The organism is Pantoea sp. X-Soil-ISGK-275 (assembly GCF_059730795.1).
Genome location: NZ_AP035977.1, coordinates 732,995 through 744,453, shown reverse-complemented (window position 1 = coordinate 744,453; position 11,459 = coordinate 732,995). Strand labels below are relative to the sequence as shown.

The window sequence follows — 11,459 nt, the reverse complement described above, 5'->3', positions numbered from 1 at the left end:
TTAAAAAATTAATGCGCGGTAGACGACGTCTGTTGCGTCGCTGGCCGCATGTCGTGCCAGTTTGCTTCGATAAACTCAATGGCGGCGCTGCGCGTCAGTGGTCCCGCCACGTTGTGCCAGCCTGCCGGAACCGGAGCAAAAGCCGGCCACAGGCTGTATTGCTGACGCGCGTTGAGCAGCACCAGAAAATCGAGCGTGTCGTTATCAAACGGATTCTGTTGTTCAGACATGGTTATTACCTTCAGAAGGTGAGGTTGTAGGGAGAAAATCGGCCAGCAGCCAGCGGCAGCCGTCGATCAGACCGCCGCGCCAGCACAACGCATCGTGCCCTCCGGCGAAGCGGCGAAAATGTAATTCATGGCCTGCGGCTTGCAGCGCCGGGACGATCTGCTGGTTGACGTACACCATGTCTGCCTCGCGATCGCCCACTTCCTGGAAAATCTTCAGCTTGCCCGGCGGTAAATCGCCCTGTTGCAGCCGTTCCAGTATCAAACCCGGCGCGTGCTGCTCGCGGTTGGCGTAGTCGCGGATGTATTGCAGATGCGGCCACCAGAAGGAGCCGGATTGCGTGAGAATGCGGCCAAAACGCTGCGGCCAGTGCAAACCCGCATACAACGCGGCAAGTCCGCCATAGCTTTGTCCGGCTACCAGCGTGCGGTCGGCGTCGCCGCTGAACGCTGCGTGCTGGCGTGCCAGCGGTAACAGTTCCTGCTGCACCGCCTGCCAGAAGGTTTCATTGCACGGCAATTCGGCTTCGCGATGCTGGCTATCGATGACATCGATAAACAGCCAGCAGGCGGGCGGAAGTTCGCCATCGGCGGTGACCTGATCCAGCGCGCTGAAAATCGGTTGGCCGTACACCCAGTTTTGTCCGTCGAGTAGGATCGCCAGCGGACGCTGTTCGGGCTGAGTTGTTGTGCCGGTGCTGTAGAGCCAGACGTTACGCATGACGTTGAGCAACGTGCTGTGCCACTGCAGGGTTTGCAGCGTATCTGGCCAGGTTTCCGCCATGCCGGCATCCAGCGCGCGCCAGGCGGATTGATCCGGCGCATCCGGCATGTGCGCATTGCTTAAGGCAAAACGGCGGCTGCTGAGAAATGGCGGCGTGGGATTGAATTTGTCGGGGATCGCCAGCGGCATCAGCGAGATCCACCACTTGCGCTGTAGCGCGCGACAGGCGGCATCGTCGCCACAAAACAGCGGCGGCAACTGCTGTGCGGTGGCGGGAATCAGGCTGTAACTGCCGCGCCAATCAGATTCAATGGCGGTCAACCAATGCCAGACGTTGCTGTCGCCCACGCGAACCAGACTTTCTGGCGCTTCGCTGTGGTGATCGGTGACGCCGTTAATATCGACGTAAACCCGTTCAGTGGAAGAAAGTGCGGAATGTCCTTCAGGATCGCGCCAGAAGAAGTGCATGGTCGTTTGGCCATTTTCGTCACGCTCAACCAGCGGCGTACCGACCGCATAAAGCCGCTGCCACCAGCCTTCGCTACCCAAATCCGCCTGCTGCAACCATTGCGCAACTGTCCCGGCGGGCAACCACGTCTGCGTCGTTTTTTCTGCGCTTGTTAGAAACATCCTGCAACCCATCTCCACATTTTGTTCACTGTCTTTACTTAACCAAAGCTAATGCAAATGCTATTGATAACGATTTACATTTGCAATATGATTTTTCGCGCCTAAGAAACCTTCGGATTATCAGTGGATTATTTTGTGAAGGACGTCACGCAGGGAGATTAGGACCGTAAATAACGCAAGCGAGTAATATTTCAATCCGTTACAGCCATTGTCGTTGGGCGAGGGCGACTGAACGGATTATTTCATCTACAAGGCAGTTTGAAATAGAGATGGCAACTATGTCCGTTAAAGCAAGAAATTCAGCAATACCTGCTGTGGCACGTCAATTCAGACTTAATCCTCTGTACCTTTCTCTGGCCTCAATTCTGTTGGTGGCACCGGCTGCCTTCAGCGTGGCCGCCGAAGAGACCCTTACCGTAAACGCCGACACGCGTGAAAGCGTGACCTCGCCGCTGCAAGGTTATGTGGCGAAAGAGAGCGCGGCGGGCACCAAAACGTCCACGCCGCTGCGCAAAACCCCGCAATCCATTTCGGTGATTACCCGTGAGCAGATGGACGATCAAGCCGCGGCTTCTGTTGCCGATGCGTTGAGCTACAGCAGCGGCGTGCTGACCAACTATCGCGGTAACTCCAACCGAAACGATGAGATCATCGCGCGCGGTTTCCGCTATGCGCCGAAATTCCTCGATGGCCTGAGCTACGGTTTATCCGGCCAGGCGGGCGCAGCGGGGCAAATCGATCCCTGGTTGCTGGAGCGCGTAGAGATGATCCACGGCCCAGCATCTGTGCTGTATGGCCAGGTGAATCCAGGCGGCATTGTGGCGATGACCAGCAAGCGCCCAACCGCGCAGAGCATTCACAAAGTACAGCTCAGCACCGGCAACCAGCATTTGGGTGAAGCGGCGTTTGATTTCGGCGGCAAGCTGAATGATGACAACACGCTGTTCTACCGCCTGAACGGTATCGCCAGCACCAAACATGAGTTCGTGAAGGACAACAAACAGCAGCGCATGGCGATTGCGCCAGCGATGACCTGGCTTCCGAACGCGGATACCAGCTTTACGCTGCTGACCATGTACCAGAACGAGCCTAAAGCGGGTTACCGTAACTTCCTGCCGGCCAGCGGTACGTTGAAAGAGAGCAGCGCGGGTTACATTCCTTACGATTTCAACGTCAGCGATCCGAGCTTCAATGAAGCCAAGCGCGAACAGACCTCGATTGGCTATATCTTCGAGCACAATCTCAACGACAACCTGAGCTTCACGCAGAATCTGCGCTACAGCAACATGGACGAATCGTACAAATATCTGGTGTACACCTTTGATGCGGATAACGATCACTCAATCAACCGTCGTCCGCAGCATGACAAGATCAAGTCGAAAGAGTTGGGCCTTGATAACCAGCTGAAAGCCACTTTTGAAACCGGCAACATCGCGCACACTGTGCTCGGCGGGCTGGATTACAAATGGAGCGACGTGGATAACAAACTGTGGCGCGACAGTGGCGATCAATACATTCTCGACTGGGCCAATCCAACGCGTATCAGCATCAACGAGAGCGATTTGACGTTGACCACCAGCACGCGTAAAAAGCTCGATCAGGTGGGCGTTTATCTGCAGGATCAGCTGGAGTGGAATCAGTGGAACCTGCTGCTGTCTGGACGTCACGACTGGAGTGAAGTGCGCACTCAGGATCGCACCGACAACAGCCAAACCCAGCAGAATGACAACAAGTTCACTGGCCGTGCAGGTCTGCTGTATGCCTTCGATAACGGCATTTCACCGTACGTCAGCTACAGCACCTCGTTCGAACCCAACCTCAACAGCGGCGCGCCAGGCACCGATCCGTTTAAACCGACTACCGGCGAACAGACCGAAGTGGGCGTGAAGTATCAGCCGGTCGGTTGGGATGCGGTGTTCACCGTGTCGGCATTTGATATCACGCAAAAAAACATCACGGCGTATAACAGCGTGACCGGCTACAACGAGCAGATTGGTAAAGTGCGTTCGAAAGGGATCGAAACCGAAGCGCATGCGCAGATTACGCCGGAGATCAAACTGTTAGCGGCTTATACCTACACGGATGCGGTGACCAAAGAGAGCAGCATTACTGAGCGTATCGGCCATTCACCGTCGAGCATTCCGCGTCATGCGGCGTCAGCGTGGGGCAGCTACACCTTCCTCGATGGCGTGCTGAGCGGCTTTACGCTGGGCAGCGGCGTGCGTTACACCGGCACCGCGCCAGCGGACGAAATTGGCGTCGACAAAGTCCCGCATTACACCTTGTATGATGCGATGGCCAAGTATGAGCTGGGCGAAGCGGCGAATTCGCTGCGCGGCACCACGCTGCAACTGAACGTCAACAATATCGCGGATAAGCATTACGTAGCGTCATGCAGTAACGAAAGCGCCTGCTTCTACGGCAGCGGTCGCACCATCGTAGCGTCCGTCAGCTACAGCTGGTAATTCCCACTGGCGGCCTCTCTGGCCGCCATTTCTTTCGCATTCCGTGCGGCTCGCTTGCCACTAAGACACTTCTTAGCCGGTTTTCGGAAAATACTGTATTTGTGTGACTGTCATCACTCTGCAAGGCGCGTTAAAATGAACGCTTCTCATTTAGCAGGGGTTTTTCGTCACGATGTTATCGCGCTTCACTTTAGCCACTTTGATGGCAACAATCATGCTTAGCGGCTGCGCCCGCCTTGCCGCCGTTACGGGTACATCACATGACAGCACTGCGACTGCGGACGCGTCCGCCGCTCAGCCTGCAACCGGCGCGCCAATCGACAACAACGATTCGCCTTCACCGTTCGAAACCGGCCCAACGGTAATCAACATTTCGCATGTGGTGACGCGTACCGATGACGGTTCTACTATTTATGTGACGGTAGATGGCCAGGATGCAGGTCTGCTGAAGAAGGGTGAGAAGAGAGAAATTCGCGTTTCGCCTGGTAAACACCAGATTGGAGGTTACGTGCAGACGCTGTTTGGTTTTGGCAAAGTGACCATCGCCTCTGTGGATGTCACCACCGATCCCAACAGCCCGAAAAACGTGGTCTATTCTGTGACGCGCCAGAAGCCCGCGTTCAGCGAAACCGACGCCACGCCGCCAAATAATTCGTGATGTTTGGGTGCGTAAATATGCGCACCAGCAAGGTTTTGTAGGGTCGCCATTCATGGCGACCTCTAAACATCAACTCCGGCTAAACACCAACTTCAATCCGGCAACTGTAAAGCAACAAGCCAGCAGCGCATCCAGCCCACGACGGATGCGGCGATAAAATGTCGCCATCACCGCAGTGGAAAACAACACCGCATAACCGCCAAACACCAGCACGCAAATCGCCGCGCAGCCTGCAATAATCATCGGCAAGGTTGATGCCGCTGCACCCGGTTTTAACGCCACCGACATAATCGCCACCCACGTCAAAATCGCTTTAGGATTGCCGACGTGCATCAACATGCCCTGACGAAACATTTTGCCGAAGTGCGCTTTTTCGCTGCCCGGCGCGAATTCGCTGGCATCTGGCTTACGCAGCGCCGATTTCCCCGCCTTAAACGCCAGCCACAGCAGATACAATCCGCCGCCAATCTTCAGCACAATCAGCAGTTGTGCGAAAGTGGCCAGCACGGTGAGCACGCCGCAGGTCGCCAGCAGCGCCCACATCATCGAACCGCCAATCACGCCGCTGGCTAATGCCAGCGCCGCGCCGCGTCCCTGTTTCATCGCCGTACCCATAATCGCCATATTGCTCGGGCCAGGACTGGCGGTGGCGACGAAATAGGTGGTGTAGATCAGAATCAGTTCATGTGACAGCGCCATAGGTTCCTCTACGATGGCGGAAGGGAACTCACTTTATATCGCCTGAAGCTGCATTCTTCCAGAATGGTTTAGCTAATTGCACCCTTACTTCCCGTGCAACTCCTTCCGTAACAGCACCAACTCGCCCGCCAGATCGCGGCACAGCATCGCCGTCATCAGATGATCCTGCGCATGCACTAAAATCAGCGTGACCGGCACTTTACCGCAGCCTTCATCGGCGCCAATCAATGCGGTCTGGATTTTATGCGCCGCTTTGGCGGCCTCATCTGACGCCGCCAACGCCTCATCGGCACCTTGCCAGTCAGCTTTGCGCGCCTGCTGGATCGCCATCATGGCTTGCGATCTTGCCTCACCGGCATTAATCAGCAACTCCATCATCGTTTGTTCAAAATCCATATTCGCCTCACTTATTGGTATGCCAAATTGGTGGTAACGATGCTACCGGAATACCAAAAAGGAGTTCCGCGAGCATGATCACAGAAATTAAGCGCGAATATCGCCATTTTGGTATGCCACGAACTATCAAGCTGATGCATAACACCTAAAACCGCTGAGGGTTGACCAATGTCTCTACAGGAACGTCTTATCGATTCGCTGGGTAGCTTTGCCACGCGATTCAATAGCTACCGCTACATCATGGCGATCAAAGCCTCGTTCATCACGCTGATGCCGGTGATCATTGTCGGCGCGTTTTCGGTGCTGATTTCCAACATGGTGCTGGACCCGAAAAATGGACTCGCCAGTTTCTCTGCGCTGTCGTTTCTCGCCGATTTAAAACCGATCACCAGCAGCATTAACTACGCCACGCTGAGCTTTCTGAATATTGGCGCGGTGTTTCTGATTGGTATCGAACTGGGCCGCATCAACGGTATCAAAACGTTGTTTCCCGGCCTGTTGGCGATCATCTGCTTCATCTCGGTGACGCCCACCACGCTGCAAATGCTGGTGGATGGCCAGATGCATGTGGTCACCGATGTGCTGGCGAAACAGTTCTCCGATACCAAAAGTCTGTTCCTCGGCATGTTTATCGCCATTCTGTCGGTAGAGATTTACTGCCGGCTGGAGCAGGTTGAACGGCTAAAAATCAAAATGCCGGATACCGTGCCGCCGAACGTTGCTGCGTCATTTTCCGCCCTGATCCCGTCGATCATCACCGTCTCGCTGGTCGCTACGTTTGGCTTTATCTTCCATCAGATCACCGGCATGTACCTGTACGACGCGGTGTACAAAGTGGTGCAGCAGCCACTGGAATCGGTGGTGCAGAGCTTGTGGGGCATTCTGTTGCTGATGTTTGTTGCCCAGCTTTTTTGGGTGATTGGTATTCACGGCAACCAGATGGTGAAACCGATTCGTGAGCCGCTGCTGCTGGGGGCGATTCTGGTCAACATGAACGCCTTCGAACAGGGAAAGGAAGCGCCAAACATCATCACCATGCCGTTCTGGGATGTGTACATGAGCATCGGCGGTTCCGGCCTGACGATTGGCCTGTTAACCGCGGTAATGATTGCCACCAAACGCAAAGAGATGCGGGAAATCGCCAAGCTGTCGTTTGGACCTGGCTTATTCAACATCAATGAGCCGGTAATTTTTGGTATGCCGATCATGCTGAATCCCATTCTCGCTATTCCTTTCATCATTACGCCGTTAGTCACCGGTTCAATTGGCTATTTCGCTACGGTGATGGGCTTCGCCGGTAAAGCGGTGGTGATGGTTCCCTGGACCACGCCGCCAATTATCAACGCGTGGCTGTCTACCGCCGGTTCGATGGGCGCGGTAGTGACGCAAATTATCTGCATCGTGGTTTCGGTATTGATTTATCTGCCGTTTGTCAAAGTGGCGGCACGTCGCGCCGAAGCGGCGGAAGCAAAAAATCTGCAAGCCGAGCTGGCACAAAATTAAGGAGATTCGATGAGTAAGCACACCATTGCGCTGCCGCAGGGCTTTATCCTCGGCGCGGCGGCATCGGCCTGGCAAACCGAAGGCTGGAGCGGCAAAAAAGCCGGGCAGGATTCCTATCTGGATGCCTGGTACCAGCAGGATCGTCATGTCTGGCACAACGGTTATGGACCGGCGGTGGCGACCGATTTTATCAACCGCTTCCGCGAAGACGTGGCGCTGATGAAAGCGGCAGGGCTGACGCACTATCGCACCTCAATCAACTGGTCTCGTTTTCTCACCGACTATGAAAACGCGGTGGTGGATGAGGAGTACGCAGCCTATTACGACCAGCTGATTGATGAGATGCAACGTCAGGGCATTGAACTGATGTTGTGCCTCGAACATTACGAACTGCCGCTGCAGTTGCTGGAAGAGTACGGCGGCTGGCAATCAAAACATGTGGTGGAGTTGTTTATCCGCTATGTCGAAAAAGTGTTTGATCGCTACGCCGGAAAAGTGACGCGCTGGTTTGTTTTCAATGAGCCGATTGTGGTGCAGACGCGCGTCTATCTTGATGCGCTGCGCTGGCCGTATGAGCAGAACACGCATAAGTGGATGCAGTGGAATCATCATAAAAATCTCGCCACGGCGAAGGTGGTGAAACTGTTCCGCCAGCAGGGTTATGCTGGCACGGTGGGCACCATTCTTAATCCTGAGGTGACCTATCCGCGCTCGTCGGCGGCGCACGATGTGAAAGCCGCGAAAATCTACGATCTGTTCTACAACCGGGTATTCCTCGACCCGGCGATCAAAGGCGTTTATCCCGCTGAATTGTTGCAGCTGCTGGATAAACATGAAGTGCAGTGGGACGTCACCGAGGACGAGCTGGCGATCATTGCCGCCAACACCGTCGATGAAGTGGGGCTAAATCTTTACTATCCGCATCGCGTAAAAGCGCCGTCTCGTGCGTGGCATCCGGAGACGCCGTTCCATCCGGCCTTTTACTACGAACATTTTGAACTGCCGGGCCGCCGCATGAACAGCTCGCGTGGCTGGGAAATTCAACCGCGCATTGTCTTCGACATGGCGCAGCGCATGAAAGAGGAGTACGGCAATCTGCCGTGGTTTGTGGCCGAGAGCGGCATGGGCATCGAAAACGAAGCGCAATTTAAGGATGCACAGGGGGAAATCCAGGACGACTACCGCATCAACTTTATTGCTGAACACCTTTACCAGGCAGTGCGTGCGCGTGAAGCGGGCAGCAACTGTCTGGGCTACATGTTGTGGGCGTTTACCGACAATGTTTCGCCAATGAACGCCTTCAAAAATCGCTACGGACTGATCGAGATCGACCTCGACAACCAGCGGCAGCGGCGCATGAAGAAATCCGCGCACTGGTTCCGTCAGTTGCGTGACACCCAGCAATTGACCCTCAACATTGACGATGAAGCCAAATAAGGACCACCGATGAAACGCATTATTTTGGCCTGCGCAGCAGGCATGTCGACTTCGATGTTAGTTACCCGCATTGAGAAAGAGGCGGTAGCACGCGGTCTTGAATACCAGATCTACGCCATCCCGGAACAGAACCTGCGTGAAGAGTTACAAAATTACGGTCAGGACGTGGTAGTGGTGCTGCTGGGACCGCAGGTGCGCTTTAAGCTTGAGGAGAATAAAAAGCTGACCGACAGCTATCAGCTGCCGATTGCGGTGATCGATACCGTGGCTTACGGTACGTTGAATGGTGCAAAGGTACTCGATCAGGCGCTGGCTTTGGTACACTAGCGCCCAGATAGCAGTCAGGTTCCGGCTCGCACAGGACGCGGCCGGGCCGAATGCACCATGATGCAAAAGGGTGAGAGCGTGGAAAAAGCCGAAGCGCCACAAGAGAAAAAGCAGTATCAGGAAATTGGTCAGCATCTGCGTCAGCAAATCCTCGATGGCCATTACCCGGTTGGCTCACGACTGCCGCCAGAGCGCCAGTTGGCGGAAACCTGGGGCGTAAGCCGCACCATTGTGCGTGAAGCGTTGCTGATGCTGGAGCTGGAAGGCACGGTGGATATACGTCAAAGTTCCGGCGTTTACGTGATGCGCATTCCTTCAGAAAGCGAGGATGCGGAAGAGGCCTTTTTCCGCAGCGATGTCGGCCCGTTTGAGATGTTGCAGGCGCGTCAATTGCTGGAGAGCAATATCGCCGCCTTCGCTGCGAAAATGGCCACCAAAGCCGATATCGAAAACCTGCGCCGCACGCTGGAGCAGGAGCAGCGCGCCATCGCGCTCAACGACAGCAGCCAGGATAATGACAAGTTATTTCATTTGCTGCTGGCGGGCGCGACGCAAAATCAGATGCTGCTCGATACGGTCACCAGCGTCTGGCGCCACCACGAAGCCAGCCCGCTGTGGCAGCAGCTGCGGCCGCAGTATGAGACCCGCGCCTATCGCCTGAAGTGGCTGGGCGATCATCAAACCATTCTGGCCGCGCTACGACGTCGTGATGTGATGGGTTCCTGGCAGGCGATGTGGCAGCACCTGGAAAACGTCAAGAACACGCTGCTGGAGTTATCCGATGCCGATGCGCCGGACTTTGATGGCTATCTGTTCGAATCGGTACCGATTTTTCAGGGTAAATTGATGTGATGAGGTCGCCATAAATGGCGTAATGCTCGTCAGTTAAGACTTAATCATGCCGGAACGCATAGCGTTTCGGCTTCTTTTTCACCGCTCGCGGATAATGTCTCGTCCGCCGGGTTGGCAGCACGAAGCTTCCCGCCATCGCCATTATTTCATCTATTATTCTCGGAATTTTTCCCGGCGCTACCGCAGGCAGGAGTCTCAGTTGACCTGTCAGGTACAGTGCCGCCTGCTTAAACCCCAGCTGATAAGGCTCCACGTTTTTCAGGCTATAGGCCATCTGCGCCATCATAAAACGCAGCAGGTTATACGCCAGCGCAACGCCCCATAACTCCTGCTTCACCAGTTCCGGTGTTTTGCTTCTCAGCGTGAGCTCGTTGTTCAACAGATGCTGCTTCATCTCCCGGAAGCCATGTTCTATTTCCCAGCGATGTCCATAAAGATCAACGATATCCCCTCCCGGATATCGCAATGGATCGCACATTGACGTCAGGATTTTCACCACTCTCCCGTTAACCTTTTTGCTTATCAGTCGCGCCGTCAGCGTTTCCGGCACATCTTTCCATTTTTTACGCGCCTGCCACGACAGGTCCAGTTCTATCAGCTCGCTGCCTGAGCCCTGTTTTTGCAGAACACGGTATTTTGCATCGTTGCGCAGAGGTAGCATCCAGTGTCTTTCCACCCCCGAGGTCTGCCAGTAATGCAGGAAGCCGGGCGCATAGAAGCCTTTATCCAGGATCGTTAGCGAGTGATCCGGCGTCTGTCCCACCAGTTGTGCCGCAAGATCAACCTCGCTGGTTTCGGTCACGCTGCCAAAGCTCACGCCCGATAAGAGATGGCTTGTCAGCTCCATCTGGCAGACCATGCGCAGCTGAGGCCAGTCAGACTGACTGTGTGCATTTGCCGTCCGCCCAAAGGCCTTATCGTTTTCCGGCGTATCGGGGGCCCGCCACAGCGTGCCGTCGACCGCCAGCAGTGTCAGGCCGTTCCAGTGTGACAGCGGTGTTTTATCAAACCAGAGCTGGCGTGACTTTTCAAAGACCCGGCGGACCACGTCTTCTCCGAGCCGCTGACGCGCCTGCACAACCGCGCTGGTCGCGACGAATGGGCGCTTGCCCGGCAAAACGATATCCAGATGAGAAACAATCTGGTTCATGGAAAGCGAGCGGAACAGGGCCATGCCGGTAACGGCCCAGACCATCATCTCCATTGGAAGACGGCGTTTTCGCACGGTCACGATACCAGTATCAGCCAGGCATTCGTCGATGAGTTCAGGCGAGAGCAGATCGGAGAGCGCGGAGAACTCTTTGGGCGTAAAGTTAAGAACGGCATCGAGAGCCTGACTGAGTAACATAAAAAAATCCGTAATTCCTGTGAGATTACGGATTTTTGCAGAACTGGAGGATCGTTCAACCGATCATTTCGGGCTTAACTGATCGGCATTACGCCATAAATGGCGCCCCTACAAACCCGCTGTCGTAGGGTCGCCATTCATGGCGACCAGGTGCGCATTTATGCGCACCGCCACGGTGCAATGTAACATTGCC

At 55.1% G+C, this 11,459-nt stretch carries 11 protein-coding genes; 6 read left to right on the top strand and 5 right to left on the bottom strand.

Annotated elements, in window-relative coordinates:
* Window positions 1-8: 8 nt before the first annotated feature.
* Together AC6I8A_RS22935 and fes are read right to left on the bottom strand one after the other, a co-directional pair.
* Window positions 9-230, bottom strand: a complete 222-nt coding sequence (locus AC6I8A_RS22935; RefSeq protein WP_256698520.1) for an MbtH family protein — start codon at window positions 228-230, stop codon at window positions 9-11.
* Entirely contained in the window at window positions 223-1,581 is a 1,359-nt protein-coding gene (fes, locus tag AC6I8A_RS22930) for an enterochelin esterase (protein ID WP_497819279.1), read from the bottom strand. Before fes ends, AC6I8A_RS22935 begins: the two co-directional genes overlap by 8 nt.
* Before the next feature lie 278 nt (window positions 1,582-1,859).
* Between fes and AC6I8A_RS22925 the strand changes: the two genes are divergently transcribed.
* Both AC6I8A_RS22925 and AC6I8A_RS22920 read left to right on the top strand, forming a co-directional pair.
* Complete coding sequence (locus tag AC6I8A_RS22925; protein WP_265302135.1) at window positions 1,860-4,046, top strand: TonB-dependent siderophore receptor; 2,187 nt, start codon at window positions 1,860-1,862, stop codon at window positions 4,044-4,046.
* A gap of 172 nt (window positions 4,047-4,218) precedes the next feature.
* Window positions 4,219-4,704: a hypothetical protein gene (locus AC6I8A_RS22920; protein ID WP_293792541.1), complete on the top strand. Its 486-nt coding sequence runs from the start codon at window positions 4,219-4,221 to the stop codon at window positions 4,702-4,704.
* 69 nt (window positions 4,705-4,773) lie between these two features.
* On the opposite strand, the gene AC6I8A_RS22915 is transcribed toward AC6I8A_RS22920, so the two are convergent.
* Entirely contained in the window at window positions 4,774-5,403 is a 630-nt protein-coding gene (locus AC6I8A_RS22915) for a LysE family translocator (RefSeq protein ID WP_479485604.1), read from the bottom strand.
* Between the two features lie 84 nt (window positions 5,404-5,487).
* Window positions 5,488-5,799 carry a PTS lactose/cellobiose transporter subunit IIA gene (locus AC6I8A_RS22910; protein ID WP_061719101.1) on the bottom strand — a complete coding sequence of 104 codons (312 nt, stop codon included), beginning with the start codon at window positions 5,797-5,799 and terminating at the stop codon, window positions 5,488-5,490.
* A 168-nt stretch (window positions 5,800-5,967) separates the two neighbouring features.
* Here AC6I8A_RS22910 and AC6I8A_RS22905 point away from each other — a divergent pair, with 168 nt between their 5' ends.
* The 4 genes from AC6I8A_RS22905 (at window position 5,968) to AC6I8A_RS22890 (ending at window position 9,918) form a co-directional block, all read left to right on the top strand.
* Entirely contained in the window at window positions 5,968-7,302 is a 1,335-nt protein-coding gene (locus tag AC6I8A_RS22905) for a PTS sugar transporter subunit IIC (protein ID WP_256698526.1), read from the top strand.
* A gap of 9 nt (window positions 7,303-7,311) precedes the next feature.
* A complete protein-coding gene (locus tag AC6I8A_RS22900; RefSeq protein WP_497819278.1) occupies window positions 7,312-8,739 on the top strand; it encodes a glycoside hydrolase family 1 protein in 1,428 nt (475 codons plus the stop codon).
* A 9-nt stretch (window positions 8,740-8,748) separates the two neighbouring features.
* Window positions 8,749-9,066, top strand: a complete 318-nt coding sequence (locus tag AC6I8A_RS22895) for a PTS sugar transporter subunit IIB (protein ID WP_008110135.1) — start codon at window positions 8,749-8,751, stop codon at window positions 9,064-9,066.
* Window positions 9,067-9,144: 78 nt separating this feature from the next.
* Window positions 9,145-9,918, top strand: coding sequence for an FCD domain-containing protein (locus AC6I8A_RS22890; RefSeq protein WP_036650080.1), 774 nt, complete (start codon window positions 9,145-9,147; stop codon window positions 9,916-9,918).
* Between the two features lie 40 nt (window positions 9,919-9,958).
* Here the strand turns inward: AC6I8A_RS22890 and AC6I8A_RS22885 are convergent, their stop codons facing one another.
* The gene (locus tag AC6I8A_RS22885; RefSeq protein ID WP_265303508.1) at window positions 9,959-11,266 is read right to left on the bottom strand and encodes an IS4 family transposase; all 1,308 of its coding nucleotides are present in this window, start codon (window positions 11,264-11,266) and stop codon (window positions 9,959-9,961) included.
* Window positions 11,267-11,459 lie beyond the last annotated feature (193 nt).